Annotated in this window: 30 protein-coding genes; 16 read left to right on the forward strand and 14 right to left on the reverse strand. The window is 40.1% G+C overall.

The window, feature by feature from the left end:
• The first annotated feature begins 18 nt into the window (after positions 1-18).
• Genes D0T56_RS00695 through ilvC form a run of 3 tightly spaced genes read left to right on the forward strand, consistent with a single transcriptional unit; the run spans position 19 to position 2,412 of the window.
• The gene (locus D0T56_RS00695) at positions 19-753 is read left to right on the forward strand and encodes an acyl-[acyl-carrier-protein] thioesterase (protein ID WP_163318219.1); all 735 of its coding nucleotides are present in this window, start codon (positions 19-21) and stop codon (positions 751-753) included.
• A gap of 5 nt (positions 754-758) precedes the next feature.
• On the forward strand, positions 759-1,328 hold the full coding sequence (locus D0T56_RS00700) for a hypothetical protein (protein WP_163318220.1): 570 nt from the start codon (positions 759-761) through the stop codon (positions 1,326-1,328).
• A 37-nt stretch (positions 1,329-1,365) separates the two neighbouring features.
• Positions 1,366-2,412 carry a ketol-acid reductoisomerase gene (gene ilvC, locus D0T56_RS00705; RefSeq protein ID WP_163318221.1) on the forward strand — a complete coding sequence of 349 codons (1,047 nt, stop codon included), beginning with the start codon at positions 1,366-1,368 and terminating at the stop codon, positions 2,410-2,412.
• A gap of 71 nt (positions 2,413-2,483) precedes the next feature.
• Here the strand turns inward: ilvC and D0T56_RS00710 are convergent, their stop codons facing one another.
• Positions 2,484-3,233, reverse strand: coding sequence for a formylglycine-generating enzyme family protein (locus tag D0T56_RS00710; RefSeq protein WP_163318222.1), 750 nt, complete (start codon positions 3,231-3,233; stop codon positions 2,484-2,486).
• 313 nt (positions 3,234-3,546) lie between these two features.
• A complete protein-coding gene (locus D0T56_RS00715; RefSeq protein ID WP_163318223.1) occupies positions 3,547-3,858 on the reverse strand; it encodes a hypothetical protein in 312 nt (103 codons plus the stop codon).
• Between the two features lie 526 nt (positions 3,859-4,384).
• Between D0T56_RS00715 and rplS the strand changes: the two genes are divergently transcribed.
• Both rplS and D0T56_RS00725 read left to right on the forward strand, forming a co-directional pair.
• Complete coding sequence (rplS, locus tag D0T56_RS00720) at positions 4,385-4,744, forward strand: 50S ribosomal protein L19 (protein WP_163318224.1); 360 nt, start codon at positions 4,385-4,387, stop codon at positions 4,742-4,744.
• A 130-nt stretch (positions 4,745-4,874) separates the two neighbouring features.
• Positions 4,875-5,717 carry a lysophospholipid acyltransferase family protein gene (locus tag D0T56_RS00725; protein WP_163318225.1) on the forward strand — a complete coding sequence of 281 codons (843 nt, stop codon included), beginning with the start codon at positions 4,875-4,877 and terminating at the stop codon, positions 5,715-5,717.
• A 61-nt stretch (positions 5,718-5,778) separates the two neighbouring features.
• Here D0T56_RS00725 and D0T56_RS00730 read toward each other — a convergent pair whose 3' ends face one another.
• Positions 5,779-6,099 (reverse strand): cation transporter, encoded by a 321-nt coding sequence (locus tag D0T56_RS00730; RefSeq protein ID WP_163318226.1) that lies wholly within the window; start codon positions 6,097-6,099, stop codon positions 5,779-5,781.
• Between the two features lie 185 nt (positions 6,100-6,284).
• On the opposite strand from D0T56_RS00730, the gene D0T56_RS00735 reads away from it, so the two are divergent.
• A complete protein-coding gene (locus D0T56_RS00735; protein ID WP_163318227.1) occupies positions 6,285-8,171 on the forward strand; it encodes a carboxypeptidase-like regulatory domain-containing protein in 1,887 nt (628 codons plus the stop codon).
• A gap of 243 nt (positions 8,172-8,414) precedes the next feature.
• Positions 8,415-9,437, forward strand: a complete 1,023-nt coding sequence (gene ruvB, locus D0T56_RS00740; protein ID WP_163318228.1) for a Holliday junction branch migration DNA helicase RuvB — start codon at positions 8,415-8,417, stop codon at positions 9,435-9,437.
• Here ruvB and D0T56_RS00745 read toward each other — a convergent pair.
• The 6 genes from D0T56_RS00745 to D0T56_RS00770 form a co-directional block, all read right to left on the reverse strand.
• Positions 9,381-9,941: a hypothetical protein gene (locus D0T56_RS00745; RefSeq protein ID WP_163318229.1), complete on the reverse strand. Its 561-nt coding sequence runs from the start codon at positions 9,939-9,941 to the stop codon at positions 9,381-9,383. The two genes, ruvB and D0T56_RS00745, sit on opposite strands and share 57 nt — an antisense overlap.
• A gap of 18 nt (positions 9,942-9,959) precedes the next feature.
• Positions 9,960-10,547, reverse strand: a complete 588-nt coding sequence (gene folE, locus D0T56_RS00750; RefSeq protein WP_163318230.1) for a GTP cyclohydrolase I FolE — start codon at positions 10,545-10,547, stop codon at positions 9,960-9,962.
• 133 nt (positions 10,548-10,680) lie between these two features.
• Positions 10,681-11,157: an SPOR domain-containing protein gene (locus D0T56_RS00755; RefSeq protein ID WP_163318231.1), complete on the reverse strand. Its 477-nt coding sequence runs from the start codon at positions 11,155-11,157 to the stop codon at positions 10,681-10,683.
• A gap of 71 nt (positions 11,158-11,228) precedes the next feature.
• Positions 11,229-11,987 (reverse strand): triose-phosphate isomerase, encoded by a 759-nt coding sequence (gene tpiA, locus D0T56_RS00760; protein WP_163318232.1) that lies wholly within the window; start codon positions 11,985-11,987, stop codon positions 11,229-11,231.
• 29 nt (positions 11,988-12,016) lie between these two features.
• Positions 12,017-13,321, reverse strand: coding sequence for a BT_3928 family protein (locus tag D0T56_RS00765; RefSeq protein WP_163318233.1), 1,305 nt, complete (start codon positions 13,319-13,321; stop codon positions 12,017-12,019).
• 8 nt (positions 13,322-13,329) lie between these two features.
• On the reverse strand, positions 13,330-13,875 hold the full coding sequence (locus tag D0T56_RS00770; protein ID WP_163318234.1) for a DUF1599 domain-containing protein: 546 nt from the start codon (positions 13,873-13,875) through the stop codon (positions 13,330-13,332).
• A gap of 366 nt (positions 13,876-14,241) precedes the next feature.
• Here D0T56_RS00770 and D0T56_RS00775 point away from each other — a divergent pair, with 366 nt between their 5' ends.
• The 3 genes from D0T56_RS00775 to D0T56_RS00785 all read left to right on the forward strand — a co-directional run bounded on the left by D0T56_RS00775 (position 14,242) and on the right by D0T56_RS00785 (position 17,248).
• Positions 14,242-15,543 carry an MATE family efflux transporter gene (locus tag D0T56_RS00775; protein WP_163318235.1) on the forward strand — a complete coding sequence of 434 codons (1,302 nt, stop codon included), beginning with the start codon at positions 14,242-14,244 and terminating at the stop codon, positions 15,541-15,543.
• A gap of 110 nt (positions 15,544-15,653) precedes the next feature.
• The gene (gene rbfA, locus D0T56_RS00780) at positions 15,654-16,016 is read left to right on the forward strand and encodes a 30S ribosome-binding factor RbfA (protein ID WP_163318236.1); all 363 of its coding nucleotides are present in this window, start codon (positions 15,654-15,656) and stop codon (positions 16,014-16,016) included.
• Positions 16,013-17,248, forward strand: a complete 1,236-nt coding sequence (locus D0T56_RS00785; protein WP_163318237.1) for an ABC transporter permease — start codon at positions 16,013-16,015, stop codon at positions 17,246-17,248. The genes rbfA and D0T56_RS00785 overlap by 4 nt, the downstream gene beginning before the upstream one ends.
• Before the next feature lie 10 nt (positions 17,249-17,258).
• On the opposite strand, the gene D0T56_RS00790 is transcribed toward D0T56_RS00785, so the two are convergent.
• Complete coding sequence (locus tag D0T56_RS00790; RefSeq protein WP_163318238.1) at positions 17,259-18,350, reverse strand: glycosyltransferase; 1,092 nt, start codon at positions 18,348-18,350, stop codon at positions 17,259-17,261.
• A gap of 45 nt (positions 18,351-18,395) precedes the next feature.
• Between D0T56_RS00790 and D0T56_RS00795 the strand changes: the two genes are divergently transcribed.
• The 3 genes from D0T56_RS00795 (at position 18,396) to D0T56_RS00805 (ending at position 21,003) form a co-directional block, all read left to right on the forward strand.
• Positions 18,396-19,457, forward strand: a complete 1,062-nt coding sequence (locus tag D0T56_RS00795; protein ID WP_163318239.1) for a stealth family protein — start codon at positions 18,396-18,398, stop codon at positions 19,455-19,457.
• Positions 19,454-20,422: a glycosyltransferase gene (locus tag D0T56_RS00800; protein WP_163318240.1), complete on the forward strand. Its 969-nt coding sequence runs from the start codon at positions 19,454-19,456 to the stop codon at positions 20,420-20,422. The genes D0T56_RS00795 and D0T56_RS00800 overlap by 4 nt, the downstream gene beginning before the upstream one ends.
• A 146-nt stretch (positions 20,423-20,568) precedes the next feature.
• Positions 20,569-21,003: a DUF5606 domain-containing protein gene (locus tag D0T56_RS00805; RefSeq protein WP_163318241.1), complete on the forward strand. Its 435-nt coding sequence runs from the start codon at positions 20,569-20,571 to the stop codon at positions 21,001-21,003.
• 245 nt (positions 21,004-21,248) lie between these two features.
• Here the strand turns inward: D0T56_RS00805 and D0T56_RS00810 are convergent, their stop codons facing one another.
• The 4 genes from D0T56_RS00810 to D0T56_RS00825 all read right to left on the reverse strand — a co-directional run bounded on the left by D0T56_RS00810 (position 21,249) and on the right by D0T56_RS00825 (position 24,036).
• The gene (locus D0T56_RS00810) at positions 21,249-21,800 is read right to left on the reverse strand and encodes a DUF4269 domain-containing protein (protein ID WP_163318242.1); all 552 of its coding nucleotides are present in this window, start codon (positions 21,798-21,800) and stop codon (positions 21,249-21,251) included.
• Between the two features lie 209 nt (positions 21,801-22,009).
• Complete coding sequence (locus D0T56_RS00815; RefSeq protein WP_163318243.1) at positions 22,010-22,249, reverse strand: hypothetical protein; 240 nt, start codon at positions 22,247-22,249, stop codon at positions 22,010-22,012.
• A gap of 261 nt (positions 22,250-22,510) precedes the next feature.
• Positions 22,511-23,170: a vancomycin high temperature exclusion protein gene (locus D0T56_RS00820; protein WP_163318244.1), complete on the reverse strand. Its 660-nt coding sequence runs from the start codon at positions 23,168-23,170 to the stop codon at positions 22,511-22,513.
• Positions 23,170-24,036 carry a nucleoside phosphorylase gene (locus tag D0T56_RS00825; protein ID WP_163318245.1) on the reverse strand — a complete coding sequence of 289 codons (867 nt, stop codon included), beginning with the start codon at positions 24,034-24,036 and terminating at the stop codon, positions 23,170-23,172. Before D0T56_RS00825 ends, D0T56_RS00820 begins: the two co-directional genes overlap by 1 nt.
• Before the next feature lie 132 nt (positions 24,037-24,168).
• Here D0T56_RS00825 and D0T56_RS00830 point away from each other — a divergent pair, with 132 nt between their 5' ends.
• The 3 genes from D0T56_RS00830 (at position 24,169) to D0T56_RS00840 (ending at position 26,021) form a co-directional block, all read left to right on the forward strand.
• On the forward strand, positions 24,169-24,843 hold the full coding sequence (locus D0T56_RS00830; RefSeq protein ID WP_163318246.1) for a B3/4 domain-containing protein: 675 nt from the start codon (positions 24,169-24,171) through the stop codon (positions 24,841-24,843).
• A gap of 5 nt (positions 24,844-24,848) precedes the next feature.
• The gene (locus D0T56_RS00835) at positions 24,849-25,259 is read left to right on the forward strand and encodes a secondary thiamine-phosphate synthase enzyme YjbQ (RefSeq protein WP_163318247.1); all 411 of its coding nucleotides are present in this window, start codon (positions 24,849-24,851) and stop codon (positions 25,257-25,259) included.
• Between the two features lie 78 nt (positions 25,260-25,337).
• On the forward strand, positions 25,338-26,021 hold the full coding sequence (locus D0T56_RS00840) for a class I SAM-dependent methyltransferase (RefSeq protein WP_163318248.1): 684 nt from the start codon (positions 25,338-25,340) through the stop codon (positions 26,019-26,021).
• Positions 26,022-26,032: the final 11 nt, after the last annotated feature.

Here is a 26,032-nt window from a genome sequence, read left to right on the forward strand (position 1 = left end):
ACACGAAAAAACACACTGATGAAAGAGATAGTTGGAACATATCCTTATACGATTGACGCTTACTTAAGTGATTTCAGAGGAAAAGCAACCCTCCCTATGATTGGCGGTTTCATGCTTCAGGCAGCCACACGCCACGCCGAAGAAAGAGGATTCGGCTATTCGGCAATGACCGGGCAAAACAAGGTCTGGGTGCTGATCCGTATGGCGATAGAGATATTCGAATATCCGAAAAACGATACCACAATCAGGCTGAACACATGGGTTGCCGATGTGAATAAGATGTTTACCGAACGCTGCTTCTCTTTTGAAGACGAAAATGGCAAAATGCTTGGATGTGCCCGTTCTGTATGGACTGCTATCGACATGCAAAGCCGCCGTCCCACAAACCTTACCGAACTGGAAGGATTGTCGGATTTTGCCAACGGAAACCCTGCTCCGGTTGAAGCTCCCGGAAAGATTCCGCTATTGAAAGACGATGCGACAAAAGTTACATCCTTCGATGTGAAATACAGCGATATCGACATCAACAAACACTTGAACAGCATGAAATATATCGAGCATTTTGTAGATATTTTTCCGCTGTCGATGTATCAGGAGAAAGAAATCAGAAGATTCGAAATCACTTACATTCAGGAAGGTCATTATGGCTCGACCCTCGATATATTAGAAAAAAAAGATGCGCAGGGTGTTTCCATTCTTGAAATGAAAAGTGGAGATAAAGCAATTTGCTCGGCTAAAGTAATTTGGGAATAATATTTATGAAAAAAATACTATTACTAATTACAGCTTTATTCGGGTTTCACTTTCTTTCGGCTCAAACTGATGATGCCGCCCTGAAAAACAATGCTCGTGTAGACCTTAGTTTAGCCGGACTAGGTATAACGTATGAACAGCCTGTCAGCAAGAAAATCTTATTAGAGGGAAGCATTGGGTTAGGTGCCGGATATTGGATCAGTTCGGGCGATTTCAATTACCGTTGGTACTTGAACGACCCTGTTGCGTTTTTCTCCTTAGGCGGAAAATATTTCTATAACAGACAGAAACGCCTGGAGAACAGCAACTCTTTACTATTCAATTCGGGTAATTATTTTGGCATTCATGCAAAATACACGACCAAAACCTTAAGGTTTGATGATAATTGGGAAACAATGTTGATTGGCGCTCACTGGGGCATACAAAAGAGTATAGGCAAACATTTTTCGTGGGGATTAAACCTCGGACTTGGTTATGCTTTCGACATGTCTTCCTACAAAGATGGAGGATCTTTGTACCCCGATATTAACGTAAGGATTTCTTACATCTTACCATTTATTGGAAACAACAAATAATCAATTAATTATAAATACTTAATCAGAAAAAAAGAAAATGGCAGAAATGAATTTTGGAGGAGTAACAGAAAACGTAGTTACTCGTGAAGAATTTCCTTTGGAAAAAGCAAGAGAAGTGATGAAAAACGAAACTATTGCGGTTATCGGTTATGGTGTTCAAGGCCCCGGTCAGGCACTAAACCTTCGCGACAATGGTTTCAACGTAATTGTAGGTCAACGCAAAGGCGGTAAGACTTGGGAAAAAGCAATAGCAGACGGATGGGTTCCCGGCGAAACTCTTTTCGAAATAGAAGAGGCTGCAAAAAGAGGAACTGTGATCCAATACCTTCTTTCAGATGCTGCTCAGATTGAAGTTTGGCCAACAATCAAGCCACACCTAACAGCAGGCAAAGCTTTGTATTTCTCTCACGGATTCGGCATCACATACAAAGAGCGCACAGGAATCATTCCTCCCGCCGATGTTGATGTAATCCTAGTTGCACCCAAAGGTTCGGGTACAAGCCTTCGCCGTATGTTTCTTGAAGGACGTGGTTTGAACTCAAGCTATGCTATTTTTCAAGACGCAACAGGCCGTGCCAAAGAACGAGTAGTAGCTTTGGGAATTGGTGTTGGTTCGGGATATTTGTTCGAAACAGACTTCAAACGTGAAGTTTATTCCGACCTTACAGGAGAGCGTGGAACATTGATGGGCGCAATTCAAGGTATACTTCTGGCTCAATACGAAGTGTTGCGCGAAAACGGCCACTCTCCATCGGAAGCCTTCAACGAAACTGTTGAAGAATTGACTCAATCGTTGATGCCTCTATTTGCCGAGAACGGCATGGATTGGATGTATGCAAACTGTTCAACAACTGCTCAACGCGGAGCACTTGACTGGATGGGACCTTTCCACGATGCAACGAAACCTGTTTTCGCAAAACTTTATTCGGAAGTAGCAAACGGCAACGAAGCACAACGCTCAATCGACACAAACTCAAAACCTGACTACCGTGAAAAACTGGAAGCAGAATTGAAAGAGCTTCGTGAAAGCGAAATGTGGCGCACAGGTGCGGTTGTGAGAAAACTTAGACCAGAGAATAATTGATAGTTATCTTTCTATGTTCTAAATAAAAACAAAAAAAGGTAATGCGAAACTATTGTTTCGCATTACCTTTTTTACGGATCAAGAGCAAGTCGAAATCCAAGACTATAATTTCTAGTATCTGGTAAATTATGGCTACGATTAGATATACGACAATATTGTGACTTACTAAACCAACTACCTCCACGAAATATCCGAGTAGAATATACTTTTTCTAATTTAAATCTGCTAGTTAAAGTACCGTCATAACTAGTACTGTCATACCAATCAAAACACCACTCATACACATTTCCACACATATCATAAATTCCCAGTTCGTTAGGATATTTTGTTCCTACTGGATGTGTTCCATTATTTGAATTATCAACATACCATGCAACATTATTAATTTCATTACTTCCACTATATTTATATCCTTTGCTTTTATTTCCACCTCGAGCAGCATACTCCCATTCTGCCTCTGTTGGTAAACGATAAATTTCACCTGTCTGGGCATTCAGTTTAGAAATAAATTTCAATACATCATTATAAGAGACACATTCAACAGGTAAGTTGTCATTTTTAAAATAAGATGGATTATACCCCATCACAGCTTTCCATTCGGCTTGTGTAATTTCATATTTACTAATATAGAAATCATTTAATGTGATTTCATATAGTGGGTTCTCGTCAGACTCGGCTTCCACATCTATACTACCCATCATAAAAGAGCCATTCTCAACAAATACCATATCTATTTGCGGACTTTTATTGCAGGAAACAAATAGAAGAGTAAGGCTTACAACATTCAAAAATCCTCTTTTTATGCAAATCATTTTGTTCATTTATTAAAGTGTTCCAAAAAATTAATACAATTATCATTTTAGACAACGTCAAGAATCCTACAGAGTCAATATAGGACTATATAGAGCTTCCTAGACAAACCCAAGATGACAAAGAGCGATTTTTTGGAACACTCTTCAATTTTACGCCAGCCTACTAGTTATCAATAGATTGACGAATAGCTGACCCTATACTATATCCAACATTGTATGCATCTTCATTACTCATATTAGAGTATGCATCACAAGATGTTACTACATAAGAAAGTAACAACAAAGATGATACTATAAGTATTTTAATTTTTTTCATCTTGTTTTATTGACAAATTGGATTTTTAACTTTCACGACATAGGCATTTGCAGCCAAATCTGTTTTAGCTAGATGCGTTTTTCCAGCATCTACACTAACTACAGTTTCACCCTGTCCACTTCCTGAATAATAAGTTACTGTAACAGTAACTCTTCTATTTGTGTCATTAGAAACATATAGACACCCTTTATCGACATAGGCTGTTACATACCCGATAGTTGTTTCACTATTTTTAACTTCACAAGTTTTTCCACCATCGGCATTCACATTAATTGTAAAACAAATCATTGTTATTAAAATAAACAAATATTTTTTCATAGCTTTTTTAGGATTATGTCTGTGTTAATACAGACAAATTAATAAATAATTAGTCTGTCCTCGTGGTTTTGCCACATACATACACAAAAAAGAGCGCGGACAATACTGTATCATTTGTTCACTGAGGTTCTCGACTACCTAAACTACCAAATAAATGAGTAAAGCCCACGCATATAGCGTGAGCATCTTCACTTTACCCTTGGTAGTCTTTTGAAATTGTCGAGATTTCAGCAAACAAGAATAAAAGCTAGACGCTTTTTCCAATATTTAAAAATGTATGTATTAGTTCACATATTTATACCATAGGCTAAAAGTTTGTATATACTAGCACAAATATCATAATTATTAAGCTTTTATCCAAGAAAACGAAAAAAAAATAATCACTCCTACCATAAAACATTTATCTACTGTCATCTATTGCATATTCTAAAAATAATCTATACATTTGCACCCGCTTTACGTAATCTCTGATGAGACGAGCTCATGTATATTGCGTAATTAAAATTCATAAAAACATACAGAAATCATGGACTTGATTAAAGTTGCAGAGCAAGCATTTGCCACAGGAAAAGAACATCCAAAATTTAAGAGCGGAGACACTGTAACAGTTGCATACCGCATCAAAGAAGGAAATAAAGAACGTGTACAGCAATATCGTGGTGTGGTTATAAAAGTAGCAGGACACGGCGAGAAAAAACGCTTCACAGTTCGTAAAATGTCGGATAGCGTGGGCGTGGAAAGAATTTTCCCTCTTGAATCTCCATTTATCGACAGCATCGTAGTGAACAAAGTTGGTAAAGTTCGCAGAGCAAAACTATACTATCTACGTGCCCTTACAGGTAAAAAAGCAAGAATCAAAGAAAAAAGAGTTACTACCAACAAATAACTGTAACTTACAAAATATTTGTTTAAAAGCAGGCATTCGTTCCGGATCGCTTGCTTTTTTCGTTCATAAAAACGATATAAAGTATACTTTTTCGTATTTTTGAATCTTAAATTACAACAACACTTTATACATGAAGGAGAAACTTCTCAGCAAAGAAGACATACAAAAACTAAGTCCTGTTTTTAGAGGACGTTTCGGAAATGCACTCATAAAAATAGCAATGAGTATCACGGGCATGAACAAAGTGAACCGTATCTACGATACTTCCAAGCAATACGAAGGCGTAGCATTTTGCCGAAACCTGCTCGATGATGTCGGCGTTAAAATTGTGGTAGAAAACATAGAAGTTCTGGATCAATTTAAAGACAAGCCATTCATTACGGTTTCTAACCATGCATACGGACACATCGACGGCATAGCAGCAATAAAGGTGGTGGGGGAAGTCAGACCCGACTACAAAATGATGGTAAATTTCATCCTCGGCATGATTGACACCATGGCTATGAACTTTATCACTGTCAACCCGTATAGCAGTGGCAAAATCGCCCAGAAATCGAGTCTTGAAGGTGTCAAGGAGAGCATCCGCCACCTGAAAGAAGGTCACCCGATGGGTTTCTTTCCTGCCGGAGCGGTTTCTAAAACCAAGATAAGAAAAGGTAAAATGACTGTGGAAGACCGTGACTGGCAACCGTCTGTCATCAAGTTGATACGGTCGTCAAAAGTTCCTGTCATCCCGATGTATTTTAGTGGAAAAAACTCGTGGTTCTTCAATTTTCTCGACCTTGTAGATTGGCGACTACGCTCACTTCGCTTAGGACATGAAGTTTATAACAAAAAAGGAAAAACGATTCACATCCGATTTGGGACACCAATTATGCCGGAAGAAATACTAAAATATGAAGACATTGACAACCTTGGCAAGTTTCTGAAACAAAAGACATACGACCTTGCCAACCCGAACGATAAGATGTAAAGCAAAAGAGAGCTCGGATATTTTTCCAAGCTCTCTTTTCTTATGATTGATTGTGTGATGATCAGTTTACGTCAGCTTCTTCCTGATGAACAGCAACTTCATAGCCCAAACTTTCGATAAAAGCCTTCAACTTGGCAGCATCGGTTTTGTCTGCTTTGTATTGCACCCAAACAGTCTTTTCGGGAAGATTAACCTTCAGGTCTGTGACTCCTTTTTCAAACGCCACCTGTTTTTCTATTTTTTTCTGGCAACTATGGCAGTGCAGGGAAACATCGAAAAGCACCTCTTCTTTATTGTTTTTCTTTTTCTCCTGAGCAAAAGTATCGACATTGAAACTCAGCATAAATATGGCTGAAAGAAATATTATTATTTTTGTCTTCATAAGTGTGTATCTTTATTTAATTTATCAGCAGCACAAAAATACGAAACATACACAATAAACAATTAAAACTCAATGTCAATTTTTGTGAATTGTAATTTTGAAAAATAATTTTCAATCAATTTTATGGAATCACAAACAAACTACACTCTATATATCAGACCAAACAAATAAAAAAACATAACACTATGAAAAGATTTGTATCTCTATGCCTACTGCTTGCGAGCGTTCTGGCTCTTCACGCCCAAAGTTTCACTCTGAAAGGCAGAATTGTTGACACAACCGAATATCCGTATATAGGTGTCTCCGTTACGATTAAAGGAACCACGATCGGTACAGTATCCGACCTGAATGGAAATTTTTCACTAGATATACCCGATCTCAAGACAAACAATATAGTTGTTTTCAGTTATATCGGTTGCAAAACACAAGAATATAAGGTTGATGGAAAAACCAATAACATCACAATAGTACTGCAAGAAGACTCGCATACACTTGATGAAACAGTTGTTATGGGCCATGCTATAAGCAAGAAAAAAACCATTACAGGATCGGTTGCAAAAATCAGCGCTGACAAGTTTGCCGAAATGTCGGCTTCTGTTGCTATGGAAAGTTCAAGTAGTGATTATTTCATTGGCGATGGCATTGCTGACTATAGAGAATATCATGACAGCGATTTTTCAGGCATCAATTCAGGAACGCTCACAGCAGGAGAGTTGAGCGATTTTGCGAAATGGGATCAATGGGAAAACATCTTGACCAAAGACTTCAAAACATATCTGAACAAGTGGAAATACAGACCTTTAGATCGCTACATGGCTCAATTGACAAACAGGCAGGGTATGCCCGTAGTGAATGCGGAAGTAAGCTTGCAGAACGAATTTGGAACGGTTTTGTGGAAAACACGCACCGACAATACCGGAAAAGCCGAGTTATGGGCAGATTTATTTACTCTCGAAAAAGAAACCTCTACCGAAAACCTGAAACTTGTGTTCGATTATGACGGAAAAAAAACAGAATTGACCCGGATTATTCCATTTACACAAGGGATAAACACAACAAAGATAGACGCCGATTGCAATATCAGAAACGGAATCGACATATTCTTCGTTGTGGATGCTACCGGTTCGATGGGTGATGAAATCAGATACCTGCAAGTAGAACTTAACGATATAATAAAAAGGGTAAAAGAACAGCAATCTGATTTTCAATTGCGCATGGGCAGTCTTGTATACAGAGACAAAGGTGACGAATATCTGGTTCGCAAATCGTCGTTGGATGCGGATATAGACAATACAATCAATTTTCTGAAAGGTCAAAGGGCTGACGGTGGCGGCGATTACCCCGAAGCTGTGGATGAAGCTATGTATGAAGCCATTGCCAACGAAAACTGGAACGATGACGCATTGGCACGTATTGCATTTCTTGTTCTGGATGCTCCTGCTCACGACGATGCCACCAGCATTGCACGCATAGCGGAGCAAACCCGTCTGGCTGCGGAAAAGGGCATACGTTTGGTTCCTATCGTTTGCAGTGGTATGCAAAAAGACGGTGAATACCTGATGCGCTGTTTGGCTCTGGCTACTAACGGAACTTATATTTTCCTTACAGACGACAGTGGTGTTGGCGGTAGCCACATAAAACCAACCACCGACAAATGGGATGTGGAAAAACTGAACGATGCAATAGTCCGTGTCATCAAACAATACACGCAAATGCCCGATTGCAAAAATTCGAAGTGGGACAAAGCTTTGAAAAAAGAAGAAGCCAGCGACAAGCACGTACCCAACCCGTACGACGAATCGCCCGAAGAGGATGTATCGGCACTGACATCAAGCGACATCATGAAGGTGTATCCCAATCCATGCAGTAACGTTTTGAAAGTAGAATTCAAAAAAGAAGCACAAGACTTATATTTTGTTGATATGGCCGGTAAATCATTGCTACGGATGAAACCTAAAGAAGGAGAAATTATAGAAGCCGACATTCGCCATTTGTCATCCGGTGTCTACTTTGTGAAAGCATATTATAAAGGAAAATGGTTTGCCGAGAAGGTAATTATCAAGGCAAGTTAAAAACTAATCCCTACTTCTTTCTTAACAACAACTTGCCAAAACAGGAGGGGTGTGTCGATTCAATTACGGCACACTCCTCTCTTTTGATAAAAGCTCAATTAAATTGTACAATATTTCGCCCCTGCTTGATTGCCGGTTGGGAAACAAATTCTCTATCACTAGCGAAAAATATCTGTCACAAAAGGAGAAACTGCTCTGTTTTTGAGGCAAAATGCTTACTTTTGTCTCTGGCTTAATTTAATTATGGAAGAATCTTTCGATATACGTAACGAGCGTTTCAATAATTCGGAAAATGATTTTGAAAATGCGCTTCGTCCTCTGAGTTTTGGCAGTTTCAGTGGTCAGGATAAAGTGGTTGAAAACCTTCGCATTTTTGTGACGGCGGCCAAAATGCGCCGCGAATCGCTCGATCACACTCTGTTGCACGGTCCTCCCGGATTGGGTAAAACAACGCTGTCGAACATCATAGCCAACGAATTGGGCGTGGGATTTAAGATTACATCCGGTCCCGTATTGGACAAACCGGGCGATTTGGCAGGGTTGTTGACTTCGTTAGAAGCAAATGATGTCCTTTTCATAGATGAAATTCACCGTCTGTCTCCCGTTGTGGAAGAATATCTGTACAGTGCAATGGAAGACTATCGCATTGATATAATGATAGATAAAGGGCCCAGCGCACGTTCCGTACAAATTGAGCTGAACCCGTTTACACTTATCGGCGCAACCACCCGTAGCGGACTGCTTACCAGCCCTTTGCGTGCCCGATTTGGCATCAACATGCACTTGGAGTATTACGACAATAAGACATTGACTAAAATCATTCTTCGTTCGGCTGATATTCTGGGAGTTGAGTGCGACACGGATGCCGCCGCCGAAATTTCGTCCCGTAGTCGGGGAACACCTCGTATCGCCAATGCCTTGTTGCGACGGGTTCGTGATTTTGCGCAGGTGAAAGGAACAGGAGTCATTGATAAGGCAATAGCGGCTTATGCCCTTGAGGCTCTCAATATTGACAAATACGGATTGGACGAAATTGATAACAAGATACTTACCACCATCATCGACAAGTTTAAGGGAGGCCCTGTGGGAATCACTACCATTGCTACGGCATTGGGCGAAGATGCAGGTACAATAGAAGAAGTTTACGAACCTTTCCTCATCAAAGAAGGTTTTATGAAACGCACCCCACGAGGCCGTGAAGTTACCGAGTTAGCTTATCGTCATCTGGGAAAAATCCGTCCTACCGAACAGGGATATCTTTTTTGACAGAAGCAAGTTTTTCCAAAGCCTCAATTCTTTCATCCATAGGTGGAACGACCTGTCGTAAATGACATTCATTTTAGGCATGGGTAAATCGTATCGTTTACATAACCTTCTCGTTATTACATACACCCTGTCAAATTCTTCTTTACATAATGGGTGGGAACGTGTTGTTTTTTCGATGATAACAGTATGAAAAAAATAGGCAATAACAAACCAAGCTATGATAGCTAAAAGTATATAAGGCAAAAGAGCCTTGTAGATTTTATTGACTTTGGCTGTTTTATAAGACTGTTTTGTAGCAGAGTTTTCGTGTGCACTATAATAATTATAGAAGTCTTTATCTAATATAGGGTCATTATAATATTCTGTTTTATTCTTTTGAGAAGAAGCATTAGAATTATATGCAAGTACAAAAACATATGATACACCCAGAAGGAACAAGGTGAAAAAGAATAATAGAAGCAAGATTTTTACATTGTTCCCCAGTTTATAAATATAACTTTTCATAGCTTTAGAAGATGGCAGCTATCTTCCTTTTATCAGGTTGATAAATTCTTCCCGTGTTTTGGCCTGTTCAAACACGCCCGTAAAGTCTGATGTTGTTGTTATTGAGTTTTGTTTTTCTATTCCACGCATTTGCATGCACATGTGTTGTGCCTCTATCACAACCATCACGCCCAAAGGATTCAGCGTTTTCTGTATGCAGCGTTTTATCTGGCTTGTCATGCGCTCCTGCACTTGCAAACGACGGGCATAAACATCAACCACACGAGGTATTTTACTCAGTCCGGTGATGTACCCGTTGGGTATGTAGGCAACATGTGCCTTTCCCCAGAATGGCAACATGTGATGTTCGCAGAGTGAATAAAAATCAATATCTTTTACTATCACCATCTGGCGATAATCTTCCTTGAACAGAGCCTTTCTCAGTATTTCTTCCGGATTTTCGTTATACCCTTTCGTAAGGAAAGCCATAGCCTTGGCTACTCTTTCGGGCGTATCGAGAAGTCCCTCTCTATTGACATCTTCGCCCAAGAGAGAAATTATTTCTTTATAATGACCTGCCAGTGAAGAGATGTCCTTTTCGTCACTGTTTTGCGAACTTTCTATCATTTTTCAATAAGATAAACTAAGAATCACCTAAGTGATTGATTAAATTCTATTTAGTTTCCTCAGACAAAGCTGAGCCCGATCCCTACAATTTGGGGTTATTTTGCCTGTTAAAGCAACAAAAGACCAGTGACCTTTATTTCTTTTGAGCAACCCTGATCACATACATTTCCCGTCCGAAGGCAGGGAAAGCGTTTTTCAGTTCGTACAAGGCGGCCTGAGCATCGGCATTGTTAGTAAAATATCCGGCTCTCACTTTCCATATAGGAGACTCGTATTGCACATCAACTACCATAGATGGAAACCGTTCTTTCACAAGGCTTCTTTTCGACATCGCTTCTTTTTTCGAGTCTTTTTGATTTCCCGAAAATACCTGAATCCGATAATTTCCCTTTCGTCCGTCGATTGGAGCATTTTTATGTACCTCGCCATCACCTTCGTAAGTAGAATCAGGATTATTGTGATTGATAGTAGAATCTTTGCGGGGCGAACCTATCAGATTTTTTATAGCTTCGTCCTGATAGAGTTTTACTTCCCCCTCAACATCTTGTTGAGCCATCACACTGAATGATGTCATAACAAAGGCTATAAGAAAATAAAAATGTAGTTTCATTTTTCTCTTGTTTTAGTTTAATAAGCCACAGAAGCAGGTTTTGCCTCTGTGACTTTATATATTCAGATTTTTTAGAAAGCCTGAACAATAGGAAGGAAAGTTTCCACCTTAAGCGAAGCACCACCAATCAAACCACCGTCAACGTCCGGGTTTGAGAATAGTTCCTTCGCATTAGCGGCATTTGCGCTTCCTCCATAAAGTATAGACGTATTGTCCGCTACTTCTTTGCCGTATTTTTCGGCTAATGTTTTACGGATATATGCGTGCATCTCCTGAGCTTGTTCGGGAGTGGCAGTCTTGCCTGTTCCGATTGCCCAAACCGGCTCGTAAGCCAGAACGATTTTAGAGAACTCTTCAGCCGAAAGGTTGAACAACGCGTTTTCGATCTGAGCTTTCACCACTTCGTTTTGTTTTCCGGCTTCTCTTTCTTCCAACACTTCGCCGATACAGAAGATTGGAGTAAGGCCGTTAGCCAAAGCCAAAAGTGTTTTTTCTTTTAGTTTAGCGTCAGTTTCGCCATAATACTGACGGCGTTCCGAGTGACCCAATATCACATACTTAGCACCTGTGGAAGCTACCATAGCAGCCGATACCTCGCCGGTGTAAGCTCCCGATTCTTTGTCGGCGCAGTTTTGCGCAGCCACTCCGATAAGTCCTGTATTGATAGCAGCCGAAACATTAGCCAAATGAATGAAAGGAGTTCCTACAACTACATCACAGTTGATTTTGTCTACGTTTGACAAAGCAACCTGCAATTCTTCAACAAAAGCAATACCTTCCTGAAGATTCTTGTTCATTTTCCAGTTTCCTGCTACAATGTTCTTTCTCATAAGATTGTAAATTAATTTGTTTATTTATTTTAACCAATAGTTTTCTTTCTTTGATAGATGATGAAGTCGAAAAACTTAACAGTCAGTAAAGGTACAACAAATAACAGAATCAGGAAAATACGCCAGTTTTCGTTTGTCTTTTCCTCTGTTGCTACTTTATTGATACTTAATTCATCTAAAGGTTTAATCAAGTCACTTTCCTGAGGCACCTGGAGCGATGCCCACTTGTTGATGATCACACCGTTTTTTAGCAATACAAGTCCCGGATTGGAACGTGTTATTGTTTTCAGAGTTCTTTCGTCAGTCTTGCAATATGTATAATTGAAGGCATTTTCTTTTTCCCATTTTATTATATCGTCAGACGTAGAAGAAGTGAGGCAATAGAACTTGTAACCATAATCGTTCGCATAATTGCTTACATCTTCAAGGTTGCTCAGATATGAAACATTTGCTTCGGGCAACGAGTATGCAATCATCAGGAAAACATATCCCGTATCGGCAAGCACCTCTTGTGTTATATTTTCATCGGCTACGATTTCGGTTTTCTCCGGATTGAAAAACAAGCGGATTATTTCAAAATCCTGAACCGCCGGTTTTTCTCCTTCTTTTATCATCTTTGTGGTCATTTCAACAAATGTCCACGTCGAATCTTGCCAAGGGTAATTTTCTTCCGTAAAGTCTTTTTTCACACCGTCTTTTTCATAGACCAGTATATTTTCGTAAACATCTCCCTTGCCGGGTTCCACGCTCATCAATTTGGGCAAGTCTGCCCCTATTTTGTAAGGTCGAAAATCGAATACAGGTTCGTAAGTGGTGTTGTATAAACAAAATCCGGTTATGTAGAAAATGGTAAAAATACCTACCAACCAGTAGAATTTTCCTGTGAAAAAGTTGGTAATCAGGTAAAACCGCCACACAACAAGCACTGATGCCGCAAGCAAGACGATATTTTTGTAAAATGTTTGCCAGTTGGAAATAATGAACGCATCGCCGAAGCATCCGCAGTCTGAAATAGGATTCGCTATTGCCAGATACAGGGTGAGTGGCGTCATAAAAAGCATGACCAGCAAGACGCAGATAGTTGTCACCCGCCGATAGATACCGACCAGCATGAATGCACCCAAAGCAAATTCTAGAACTGCCTGAGCAATGGATAATGTCAGCGACAATCCGGTGAAAGATTCCATCCCGAAAGCGAGGAAATAGTCTTGTATCTTATAGGCAGTACCCATCGGGTCGACAGCCTTAACAAAGCCTGAAAAGACAAACGTTGCGCCTAACAGAAACCGTGCAACCTCAACCAAAATCTTCATCAACAAACCTTTACCTTTCATCTTTCCGACTAATCTTCTGGATATTCTAATTTTATGAGCCCGAAAAGAGAATAGTTTATCATGTCCATATAGTTGGCGTCTATCCCTTCCGAAACCAATGTTTGTCCCTCGTTTTCCTCAATTTGCTTGGTACGGAAAATTTTCACGAGAATCAGGTCGGTATACGAACTGACACGCATATTCCGCCACGCCTCGTCGTAATCGTGATTTTTGGCGAACATCAGGTTTTTCGTCACCAGCATGTGTTTATCATACAACTCCATAGCCTTCTCGGGCGTGATGTCGACCACATCGGTAAACCCTAATTCGAGTTGTATCAGGCCAACAATACCATAATTGACTATACCTATAAATTCGGAGGCAATGCCCTCCTGCACCATGCTCACTTTCTTTTCTTCAAGGCTGCGGATGCGCTTTGCCTTGATCAATATCTGGTCGGTTACGGATTGTGGCCTGAGTATCCGCCACGAGGCTCCATAGTCTGCCAGTTTTTTCTCGAAAAGTGTCCTGCACGTAGCAATTACGTATTCAAATTGTTCTGCTGTATTGGCCATAAGAAGTTTTTAAAACGGATTACAAAGTTAGCAAAAAAAGTAAAAATGCCTTTTATATCGGACTGTTTTATCCATATCTTTAATTTTTATAACCTTTCACCCGTAGTGCATTTAGAGAATAAAAGATAACTAACTGAAGTATAATACATATTTATATTGTCATCCTGAGTAAAACGAAGGATCTGTAATTGAAAACACACAGATTTTTCACTTCGTTCAAAATGACAAAATCGATATAAATCTTATAACAAATAAGTTAACACCAAAGTCTTAAATGCACTACGGGTTAACCTTTCCTAATCGTTAAGCCTCTCACCCACCCTTTCGGTTCTTTCCATTATTCCAATTATTGCTACCTTTGCATTCATGAACAAGCAAATCTTGCGGCTGGCTATCCCCAACGTCATATCCAACATAACCGTACCTCTATTGGGCATGGTGGATATGTTTATCGTAGGGCATCTTGACTCCGAGTTATATATCGGAGCCATTGCCATCGCCGCTATGATCTTCAACCTCATCTACTGGAACTTCTCGTTCCTGCGTATGGGCACAAGCGGATTCACCGCACAGGCATATGGGGCAGACAACAAACAGTCGATCACTGATTCGCTTTTCCGCTCATTATTCATAGCTTTCATATCAGCTTTGGTTATCATCCTGATACAAAACCTCATCCTCGGATTGTGTTTCCGCCTGATGAGTATTGATGTTAGCCTGCAAGCGTATGTGTCGGAATATTTTCACATTTACGTATGGGCTGCACCCGCTATTCTCGGCATGTACACATTTTCGGGGTGGTTTGTCGGCATGCAGGATTCCAAAACCCCGATGTATATAGCCATCGTTGTCAACATTGTCAACATAGGGTCGAGCCTCGTACTCGTATTTGTGTTGGGCATGCAGATCAAAGGAGTAGCACTGGGCGCCGTAATAGCACAATACACAGGCTTTGCAATGGCTATGGTTGCCGCTGCGGGAAGACATCACTTTCTCAGACAATATCTGAACCTGAATATACTGAAAGACATCAAGGCATTTATCCCCTTTTTCAAAGTGAACAGAGATATTTTCCTCAGAACACTTTGCCTGATAGCCGTTACCACCTTCTTCACTTCGCAATCGGAAAAGATGGGCAACACGATATTAGCCGTCAACACGTTGATGTTGCAGTTGTTCATGCTGTTCTCGTACATGATGGATGGCTTCGCTTATGCCGCCGAAGCCTTGTCCGGACGGTTCATCGGGGGTAAAAACATCGGCATGATGAAAATCCTCATCAAAAGGCTTTTCATCTGGGGAACGGCATTTGCATTGCTATTTACAGTGTGTTACGGACTGTTCATTAATCCGATATTTCACATCCTCACCGATAAACAGAACATTGTGGAGGCAAGCAAACCATTTCAGTTGTGGGCATTACTGATACCGATAGCCAGTTTTTCGGCTTTCCTCTGGGATGGAATTTTTGTCGGAGCCACCGCAACCAAATACATGAGAAACTCGATGTTTGTGTCTGCCGCCTGTTTCTTCATTGTTTTTTATGCTTTGTATCCCCTCTGGGACAACAATGCCCTTTGGTTTGCGTTTATCATTTACCTTTCGATGCGGGGCATCATGCAAACATTTTTATATCCGAAAGTAAAAAAACAGATACAGGCTCGATAAACATCAGACGTATTTGCAACTTTTTGACACCAAAAAGTTGAACAAGAAATAAGTTCATTATCTTTGTATCTTCATTTTCAGGGCGATTATCCCAATATATAACAAACATTATGGAATCGACAAGGCAACAAAAAATAAACAGACTGATACAGAAAGAGCTAGGCGACATTTTCCTGCTCCAGACGAAGCAAATGACGGGAGTTCTGGTTTCCGTTAGTTCGGTACGGATAAGTCCCGATCTTGGTGTAGCGAAAGCATATCTGAGCATATTTCCGTCGGAAAAAGGAGCGGAACTTCTCAAGAATATCAATGCCAATGTAAAAGCTATCCGCTACGATATAGGACAACGCCTGGGCAAACAATTACGTATTATCCCCGAATTTACGTTCTTTCTGGACGATTCGCTGGATTATCTGGACAACATAGACAGACTGCTGAACAAAGACAACAAGACCGAAGACAAAAACGGGTGAACGTTTCTCTATACATAGCCAAACGATACCTCTTTTCCAAGAAATCGCACAACGCAATCAATGTGATTTCTATGATTTCGGTATGTGGTATTGCAATAGCCACTATGGCGATGGTCTGCACATTGTCCGTATTCAACGGATTTACCGAAATTGTGACAAAAACGTTCAGTTCGTTCGATCCTCAATTACAGATCGTTCCGGCTAAAGGGAAAGCCTTTGATCCGGGTGATTCGCTGATACAGAAAGCAACGGCTCTACCCGAGATCGACATTGTGTCGGAAGCCATAGAAGAGAATGCCCTTCTTCGGTTCGAAGGCAGGCAGTTGCCTGTGGTGGTGAAAGGCGTTTCCGGTCAATTTGAACATCTGGCAAGCATAGACAGCCTTATCCTCGAAGGTGAGTTTAAATTGAAAGAGGGTGATGTATACTACGGGGTTATCGGGGCAGGACTAGCCATGAATTTAAGGGTCAGAGCCAACCTTGTTTCCAATCTGGAAATTTACGCACCCAAAAGGAATGTAAAGGTGAACTTATCCAACCCTGCCACAGCATTTACCACCGAGTATGCAAGCATCGGAGGGATATTTGCGCTGAATCAGCAAAAATACGACGAGCAATTGTTGCTTATATCAATAGAGCAGGCTCGAACCTTATTCAGATATGACAGAGAAGTAACATCTCTCGATATAAAGCTGAAAAACGGCATATCGGTAGATGCCGTACAAAAACAAATGGAAGAAATACTGGGTGACAATTATCTGGTAAAGAATCGCTTTCAGCAACAGGAAGATTCGTACAGGATGGTCAGCATTGAAAAATGGGTGACATTCTTCATTCTTGCCTTTATCTTGGTTATTGCCGTGTTCAATATCATCGGATCGTTGTCTATGCTTATCATCGACAAAAAAGAAGATATCAGAATCCTCCAGAATATGGGAGCCAATAACAACCTGATTGTAAAGATATTCATGTTCGAAGGGTGGATGATATCCATATCGGGAGCCATCGTAGGTCTTATTCTGGGATTGATATTGTGTCTGCTTCAACAATATTTCGGACTACTGAAACTGGGCGAAACTCCGGGCGCATTCATTATTGACGCATATCCCGTGCAAGTGCAGATATTGGATATTATCGCTGTTTTTGCTACAGTCTGCTCGATAGGAGTTGTTGCAATACTATACCCCGTCAATAGCTTAAGGAAGAGATTAATCCGGTCAGATTTTAATTAAGTGCACTACCCTATTTTGTCCAAAAATCGACATATTGTTGCGCAACTTTGATATAATTGTGATGTTTTTCGACAAAAATCCGGCTATTTTTCGACAATTCGGGAATTTCTTGCCGATTCAGTATCAGGTTTTCTAATTTCTTGTAAATATCTTCTTCGTCGGGAGTAACATTTACGATTGGCCTGTTGGTATATTCACCCAATATTTCATATCCTTCGGGTTCGCCCCCGCCTACACAAACAAGGCCTTGCGCCATTGCCGTAAAAGCATTCATGGCAGGTGTGTATGAATACAACTGATCTAAAATGACATCCGACTCAGCCATCATCTTCACATATTCCTCAAAAGGAAGCGATTCTGCTTTTTGTATGGCACTTTGTTTAGGGTATTTACTGTGAACCTCTTGCAATACTCTGTATAAGATATCTGTACCTTTAAACTGTGATCTTTTCGTCTGTATTCCGATAAAGAAATTCACAACATCCTGATTGCCTCGTTGCTTGAAAACCAACTCGTGCGTATTGACGGGTTCGGGTATAAAAGCCAACTTGTCAGGGTAATAAAGTCTGTAAGATTCGAAATACTCATAAAGGCATGCTATAATCCCATCGGCAGAGGAAGCTATGTCTTTACATAAGGTTTCTTTATCCGTACCCAGCCAGTCATCAATGAGCGATTGTTGTAGTGCCGAATAATTATCCTGCTCGGGCTTACTGAATTCTGAATACCGAAACATTCCGTCAAGACAAGCTCTCACCCAAAACGAGTCTGTTCCGAATGCACCTAAAAACACCCTGCCATTATGCCTTTTCAAATAATTGAAAGCCTGCATATTTCGTTGGGGTTTCAGATTAAGAAAAAGTGGGTTTATTATCTGAACAATATCATAATTTCTTAATGACCGAAATATATTTAAAACAGAAAATGCGTACTCGAAGGTGTCGACGATACCATAACTTTTGCGATTGAGAGTAATATCTCTATTATAACTTTTAAAGCTGTCTCCCGAAGATATAACAGTCACATCGTGCCCCAGGGTTCTCAGTCCCTGAGCCAAGGTCCAATGCAGATTACTATATTCGCCCAAGAGTAAAATTTTCATCAAATAAAGCCTATTATCGGTCAAACGAATGCAAAGATAGACTAAATGTCTAAAATAATATTTACTTTTATACGTTTTATTATTATCATAATACTTAATCTCAATATGACGGAAAACGAACCGATAGATATTGTAATCCCCTGGGTAGACGGAAATAATGTGGAATGGCAGGAGCGATACAAGCAATATGCAAAATTATCGAAAGATGGGGATAAGAGAGTAATCCGATTTCGCGATTGGGGATTGCTAAGATACTGGTTCCGAGGCATTGAGTGTTTTGCTCCGTGGGTCAGAAAAATACACTTCATCACATCCGGCGAATTACCGGAATGGCTCGATATCAACCACCCTAAAATCCATTGGGTGAGGCATGAAGATTATATTCCGAAAGAATATCTCCCAACATTCAGTTCCCGAACAATAGAGGTTAACCTCCATCGGATTGAAGGGCTTAGCGAGAAATTTATATACGTCAACGACGATATGTTCTTATTGAGAGAAGCTCCCATTTCCGATTTTTTCAGAAATGGATTACCTTGCGATTCGGCTGTTTTAGACCCTATATTCCCGATAGAATCGCCCGAACTTTTCACAAATGGGATCATGGCGATAAACCGTAATTTCAATAAAAACATGGTTATCAGGAAAAACCTGTCGAAATGGATAAACCTCAAGTATGGTGGCTTCTTGATAAAGTCTCTACTTTTGCTGCCTTGGAAAAAATTTCCGGGACTGTTGGGACATCATCTTCACCAGTCGTTCAGAAAGAAAACATTTGAAGAAGTATGGACAGCCGAACCCGATCTTTTGCGTAATGCGGGTATCACAAGGTTCAGATACTACAAAGATGTAAACCAATGGATATTCAGATATTGGCATCTGGCAAAAGGAGAATTTTCTCCTGTAAATAAATTTACAGACGGTAAAAATGTTGACATAACGACTGACACTATCGACGACATCTGCAATATCATCAGGATGCAGAAATGTAAACAAATCTGCATAAACGACAGTGAAAACATAACAGACTTCGATGGATTAAGCAAAAAAATACAATCGGCATTCAACTCCATTCTGCCCCAAAAATCATCATTTGAAAAAGAATGATAATCAGTTTTATCATACCTGTGTATAACGTCGCTCAATACGTTGAAAAATGTATTATGAGTATCATTTCGCAGGATGCAGCCTTGAGCGATTATGAAATAATCATTGTAAACGACGGTTCCACAGACGATTCGCCCCGAATCATAGCACAGTTGAAAGAATCCTACCCTTTCATTAAAGTTATCAATCAAGAGAACAAAGGATTAGGCGCTGCTCGTAACAGAGGGTTAATGGATGCCCGAGGAAAATACATACATTTTCTTGATTCGGACGACTATCTGCTTCCCGACACCCTAAATCCGTTAATCAATCAGATCGGTGGGGATTTTGATATCATAGGCTTCAACTGGAAAGAAATTTTTGCAGGTGGCAAACAACAGGATGTGAAAAGGAAAGTGCCTTACGACGAAACTATGACAGGTGCAAAATACCTAAACAACTTCAATCTGAAAGGTGGTGCTTGTCTTTTTTTATTTTCTTCTTCCTTATTGAGGGAGCACTCTTTAGAAATGCCGGAAGGTATTTATCACGAAGACGAGCTTTTCATACCTCAAGCCTTTGCCTTTGCCCAGCGTGTTGTTTTCAGAGATTTATTCGTCTATGGATATTTACAGCGTCCAAACTCAATAACTCAGGAAAGGAATAAAGACTTTATCAGAAAGCGCTTGAAGGATAGCGTCTTCGTAACCAAAGAACTATTGGCATTTAAGGACTCAAATAATTTTTCGGAACCCGTCAGAAACGGATTGAAAAGGAAAATCAACTTCCTCACGGTAGATATGATCATAAACCTGATACTATTGAAAATGGATCAGGACACGATAAGAGATACGATGCAAGAATTTCGTAATCTGAAACTGTATCCACTTCCTCAACATTCATATTCTCTCAAATATTCCATCTTCAGGCTACTGTTCAACAACGAAAAAAGTATTATTTATGCTTCAAAGCTAAAATTCTTTTAAAACATTTACCCTGATTATCAAAGCTGTACAATTTTATTAAAATAATTTATGAAAATGATATGTGTTGTTTACGTCAATCGCACTATTTTTGCCACAATATTTTAATTAAGCACACACACATTTACTAAAAGAAAAATATTAGAATTATGTTGAAGACTATCTTGTCTGTTTCGGGAAAGCCCGGCTTGTTCAAATTGGTTTCTAACGCGAAAAACATGGTTATTGTCGAGTCACTGACCGATAAAAAAAGAATGCCTATCTATGCTAGAGATAAAGTTGTGTCGTTGGGCGATATCGCAATGTATACAACAGAAGACGAAGTTCCTTTGAGAGATGTTTTGGTTAGTATCAAGCAAAAAGAAAACGGAGCAAAAGCCTCCACACCATCAACCGCAAAACCCGAAGAATTGAAAGCATTTCTTGGCGAAGTGCTCCCAAATTTTGATAAAGAGCGCATTTATAACGCAGACATCAAAAAACTGATTAACTGGTACAACCTTCTCATCGAGTCTGATATAGACTTTGAGACTGTAGAAAAAGCCGAAGAAGAAACTACAGAAACAAAAGAAGAAGAAAAATAATTTTCGCTTTGAAGTGATATACGAAACATTTCCTTTTACAGATCACTGTATCAGGAAATGTTTTTTTACTCGTAGTGCATTAAAAAATAAAAGGCAACAGATTGAAAGATAATACATAATCATCTTGTCATCCTGAGTAAAACGAAGGATCTAAGACTAAAAGCCCAGATTCTTCACTTCGTTCAGAATGACAGTTTAAATAAAAATTTCATCATGAATACTTTAACATTAAAGCTATAAATGCACTACAAGTGTTTTTTTATAATGTCCATCAATTGACTGTCTGTCATATCCATCAACCCCAACAAGTCTTGATACGGATTTACTAAATTAAGCAACTTTCCAAAAGCGGGTTCCGTCTTGTAACCTTCTTTTTTCAGCTTCACTATTTCTTGCCTCAACTTTTCCCCTCCTAATTTCAGGATTCTGTCTTCAATAACCATATGCCTGTAACCGTTTTGCATGACAGAGGGTACAGATGGAGAAAAAATCTCTATTTCAAGACCTGAATAGAAAAATCCGGCTACATAACGTGATTGGTTTATATCATCCCTAAAACGATCGAAACTGCCGAACTCCTTTTTTATTAACTGCCGAAAACGCTCCGGATCGGAAGCATTACAGACAATATCCAGATCACTGCCCTCAATATCAATATTTATCGGGATAGTACCAACCACAATAGGCTCAAAGTCTTTAAGAATGGACAATATGCCCGTTTCGTTCAACACCCGAAAAGAGTGTCTTTGCACAGCATTGCCATTTTTCAGATATTCTATATTTTGCCAATGATTCATAATCGTATCTGACAGTCATTTTGTATTATTAAAGTTTATCTTGAATTAGGATTGTAAACATTGTTTTTTCTGTCGGGGGGGATGTCAAAAGTAAGATTACGCTATCAAAATACTACTCATCCTTATCATTGAGTCGCCTTCGCTCCTCGAACGTTGTTTCTGAGCGCAACGAAGAATCTAAGCTCTATAATACAGATCCTTCACTCTGTTCAGGATGACAAAAAGACACTAAAATTTACTTTTGACACACCTGCGCCTTCTTTTTTATTCGATATTGTGTAGGGGCGAATAAACATTCGCCCTGACATTCGGGCGTAAAATTTTACGCCCCTACCTTCGGGCAGAGCAGATGCCGTTCTGCCTGACGGGCGTAAACGCGACATTTGGCTAATTGACAAGGTACCCACACAGCGCAGATAAGCGACACGAACAAAAAGTTGTTTGAGCATAGCTGAACCATCTTTGTCCTCTGGGGTTTGTAACCTCGGAGTTATTATTTTCCGGATTTAAAATCCGGATAGCACCCAAGCATGGGATTGCAAATCCCATATAACGACAGGATGGAAGGGAGCGTTTTGTAGGGGCAGGGCTCTGCTCTGCCCGAAGGTAGGGGCGAAAAATATTATACAATTTAAAAGAACATTTTTGTTATAATAAACTCAACTACTGATTGGCATAACTAATCAAATAACACTTTATTCGATTAATATCTATTCAATATGCACCGGTTCGCCCAGATGTTTGGGTTGCTTATTCAGGACAATATCGACAAGCGCCTTTACCAACGCGAATTTCTCCCTGATTTTTGTTTTAAAAGAAAAACGCCCTAAGGCTACATCTTCCGCATTATAGCCATACGCAGTCAATCCATTATCCTGAGCAAGGAACACTGCCCGTTGATTGTGAAACTTCTGAGAGACAACTATAAAAGAAGATTGTCCGAATATTTTATGCATCCTGATTACCGAATCCAAAGTACGAAGTCCGGCATAATCGAGATAAATTACACTATCCGGTATCCCCTCCTTCATCAACGCCTGCCTCATGTCCTCCGGTTCATTGTAGCTATGCCTCCTGTTATCTCCGCTAACCACAAAGGCTTTCACTTTACCCGCCTCATACAACTCTTTGGCTGCCCGAATACGGTAGTCGAAATAAGGATTTGATTGCCCGTTCGCCAAATTCTTCGAAGCACCTAACACCAAAGCGACCTTACAGGGAGGCACATCCCCTACATCATCAAAAACAAACGCATCCGTATCGTGAGGCACTTTCCAACTGGCATAAACCAAAATGGCTATAACGAGGAAAAGAACAATGCCTACGACAGCCATTATTCTTTTCCATATTTTCTTTGTTTCGGGCTTCATCAAATACGGTCTAATACTTTTACAATCAGATCTTCGATAGAACCTTTATAATTCGAATTCGATTCGCCCGCAAGGCGGTTTGCTATGATAGTGCATACGGTCATTGCCTTATGCCCCATCAATCGACCTAATCCTGCAAGGGGAGCGCTTTCCATCTCGTAATTGGTAACCATATCTTCCCCGTATTTGAAAGTTTCTATTCTACTGTTCAGATCGGGGTTGGCAAGAGGCATACGCACATACCGCCCTTGAGGACCGTAAAATCCTATTGCAGATATTGTCACGCCTTTCACCATATCGTGCCCCACTCGCTGCACCAATTCGGCATCGGCTTCAACCACGTAAGGCGAACAATGCAAAGGCGACCAGTTGACGTGTTTCTTAAAGGCTTCTTCAAACTCCAACAAGGCAACCGAGTTTCGTCCCTCGTAATAGTTCAAAACGCCGTCAAAACCAATCGACTTAGCTGCCACAACATACGACCCGATGGGGCAATAAGGCTGCAAGCCTCCCGATGTTCCTACACGCACCATTGATAGTTGCTTAAACTCTTTTTTCACCTCACGAGTCTCAAAATCTACGTTAGCCAAAGCGTCAAGCTCCGTCAACACAATATCTATATTGTCAGGACCAATGCCATGCGACAAAGCCGTAATACGTTTTCCTTTATACATTCCGGTGATAGTTCTGAACTCGCGGCTCTGTACTTCACACTCTATGCTATCGAAGAAAGAGGCGGTAAGACCCACTCTGTCAGGATCTCCCATCATGATTATTTTGTCGGACAACTGATCGGGGCGGATATGCAAATGAAATACACTGCCATCACTGTTTATGATCAACTCTGAATCTGGTATTATTCTCATAACTGCAATTTTTGGTTTTATATTTAACAAATATATATTAATCCTCGTTCAAAGAGGTAATATTCTGTCTTAAAGTTTTACAAAATAGAGGCATAATCTGTATTTTTGCTCCAAATTTTCAGAATATAAACGATGGAGAAAGTCTTCAATATACAAGTAGCCGACGAAATAAAAAATGCCTGTCCTCGTTTTGTTGGAGCAGCCATACTCGCAGATGTACAAAACAGCACTCACAACAACGGATTATGGGAAAAGATAAATACATTCATCAAAGAATACAAGATACATAATCCTCATATTGAAGACATCAAAAAAAATGCGCCCATAACAGCCACTCGCGAGGCTTACAAAAAACTGGGCAAAGACCCGAATCGCTATCGCCCGTCTGCCGAAAGCCTGAGAAGACGGATACTGAGAGATCTGCCACTTTATCAGGTTGACACATTGGTTGATCTTATAAACCTTGTATCCATGTCCACGGGTTATTCTATCGGAGGGTTTGATGCGGATAAAATAGCCGGAAACAATATCGTCTTGGGTGTTGGACAGAAAGACGAACCCTACGAAGCTATCGGGCGGGGTATGCTCAACATAGAAGGATTGCCTGTATACCGTGACAATGCAGGGGGAATCGGTACGCCGACAAGCGATAACGAACGAACAAAGATAGAGCCCGGCACTTCTCATTTGCTGGCAATCGTAAATGGATATAGCGGAAAGGACGGATTATCCGAGGCTGTCGATTTCATGCAGGACTTACTTCGTGAATTTGCTTCGGCTGAAAATCTTAATGTTACTTATTTTTAAAAGACATGGTTTCACAAGTCGAATTTACACTGAAAGCAAAAAACAGGGGGTTTCACCTGGTGACGGATGAGATAGAACGAAATCTCCCTGATTTGCCTGATGCCGGCATACTCAATCTGTTTATAAAGCACACTTCTGCCGCCCTCACCATAAACGAAAATGCCGATCCGGATGTGCGCACCGATATGGAAAGTATTTTCAACAGGCTCGTGAAAGAACGTGAGCCCTATTATGTGCATACTCTCGAAGGCAGTGACGATATGCCCGCTCACGCAAAAGCAACAATAACAGGCGTTAGTCTCACTATCCCCATAACAAGAGGCAGGCTTAATCTGGGCACATGGCAAGGTATATACCTTTGCGAATTTCGTAATTATGGAGGTAATAGAAAGATTGTGGCTACCATCATCGGGTGAGATATACGCCAATTGTTTTGGCTAAACAAAAGTTTATCCTATTTTTGCGATGGATAAAAAATTGACGAAAACAGAAACATGCCTAAAATCTACCGCATATCGAAAATCGGTACCCGTATTCTTCAAAAAATACGTCATAGAAGAGGGCATGGAATTCACTCCCCTTTTGTTTTCTCACTTATCACTAATGTCATTGAAGAAAAAAGGAAATACTATGCATTTGATGACATTCAGAATTTCATATCGAAATATGACAATGTAAAACAACATTCCAAGAAATATAACAGGTTTGTTTTTAGAATTATAAACCATTTTAGTGCTAAGAATATTCTGGAAATAGGTTCCGGCGATGGGCAGACAACATTGTATGCCTCTGCATCATCGAGCAGCATAAGATGCAACTGCTACGAACCATCAACAAAAAAAAGCGAAAAAGCGAATATTCTCTATAACGATTGGGGCAGAAGCATCAACCTCCATACAGATAGCCTGCCGCACATCAATGATATTCAAGACTGTATAATTGTCGACCTTAAGAACTATTTTGCTGATTATGATCTGTTTCTTTCATACATTCTTCCTCTTTGCAACGAAGAAACTTTCATTATTATAAAAGGAATACGAACAAAAAGAAAGAATCAAATGTTATGGAGAATGTTAAAGCAATCGGAGAAAGTAACAGTATCTCTTGACCTTTTTAACATAGGCGTATTGTTTTTTGACAAGAGGTTTTACAAGAGGAATTACAGGCTCAATTTCTGAATAAATACGTT

It is taken from the genome of Dysgonomonas sp. 520 (assembly GCF_010501095.1).
GTDB lineage: Bacteria > Bacteroidota > Bacteroidia > Bacteroidales > Dysgonomonadaceae > QVMP01.